Genomic DNA, 578 nt, shown 5'->3' on the forward strand with positions numbered 1-578 from the left:
CCCTGACCCGCAGCGCTATGCCCGCCATATCGGCAACGAGATCGACAAGGCCCTGGCCGCGCCTCTCGACCGGCTGGAAGGCCTGCACTTGGCTCTCGCTGCCGATCGGCGGGACGCCAGCCGCACTCTGGACGAGCTGGTCCGGCAGGAAGAGCAAACCCTTCAGCGTCTGCGCGACGATCTGGCAAGCGCGGGACGCCGGAAGAAGCGCACCCCATTCAAAGCCCTTTTAGGGTTCGTCCTGGTGCTCAGCCTGATTATCGCCCTGCCCCGTTTCATGGCAGGCAACGGCACCGCTTGCGCTTTCCTTGGGGGCGAGTGGCTGCGTGGACCTGAGAGCGGGAAAGAGGCCTGCGTGTTCTATGCCGGGTGAGGCGAAGAGTGTTCCAGACGAGAGTTATCCACAAATCTAGGTGTTAAATATGGGTTAGATTCAGAGTTAAGCGCAGAAAATCGCCCACAAGTTACTGAAACATATAAGAGATTCCGAGCGCTGCGTGTGTGAAAGTACGAAAGAACGTGTGTAAAAGTACGAAAGAGCGTGGGCAAAAGTACGAAAGCAGCTTGCGTGTGTGAAA

Annotated in this window: 1 protein-coding gene; it reads left to right on the plus strand. The window is 57.8% G+C overall.

All coding sequences use genetic code 11. From position 1 onward, the window contains the following. On the plus strand, positions 1-373 hold a 373-nt coding region (locus tag PKE99_RS39380), incomplete at its 5' end, for a hypothetical protein (RefSeq protein WP_271215162.1). Positions 374-578: the final 205 nt, after the last annotated feature.

The sequence above is a fragment of the Pseudonocardia halophobica genome (assembly GCF_027922425.1).
Classification (GTDB): domain Bacteria; phylum Actinomycetota; class Actinomycetes; order Mycobacteriales; family Pseudonocardiaceae; genus Pseudonocardia; species Pseudonocardia halophobica.